Consider the following 536-nt stretch of genomic DNA (forward strand, 5'->3'; position numbering starts at 1 on the left):
CTAATGCCATCAAACGCGCGCGTTTTCTTGGCTTGCTTCCATACGTTATAAAATAAAAAATGCGTCTCTGCAGCTGGGGAACTCCTCAGCCGCTTTTCTTATATGATTTGGAAATAGTTCATTTTACTATAGGAAGATATAAAATATCAAAGTTGGGGTATGACAATGCTCCTAACTGCTGAAAGCAGGACAGCAATAAATGAAAAATTTTCGTACTTATGAAATAATGACTGGTATTTTAGCTGGGTTATTTGCTGTTGTTATAGGAATGGCAATCATCAGTGTTATAAATATCGCGCCCTACTTTTCTTTTCTTCTTGGTTGTTTTCTTTCACTGCCAATTTTTATTGTTGCGTTCAGTCAGGGAACATTAGCTAGCCTTGTTGCCTTAATAAGCGCCACTGTTGTTCTCATCATAGTTACAAATATTTACATTGCTTTTGGCTTTATGTTATTATTCTTTCTTCCTGCTGTCTATGCTTCTTGGCTTCTTGGGCTTGCACGACCAGCGCAAAAGGAAAATTCGTTGATATGGT

1 pseudogene is annotated in these 536 nt (G+C 37.5%); it reads left to right on the plus strand.

The features are described from left to right. Positions 1-199: 199 nt before the first annotated feature. Positions 200-536: pseudogene (locus tag ACFINS_RS11280) on the plus strand (hypothetical protein); the annotation flags it as partial.

The sequence above is a fragment of the Bartonella sp. AA2SXKL genome (assembly GCF_042197205.1).
GTDB lineage: Bacteria > Pseudomonadota > Alphaproteobacteria > Rhizobiales > Rhizobiaceae > Bartonella.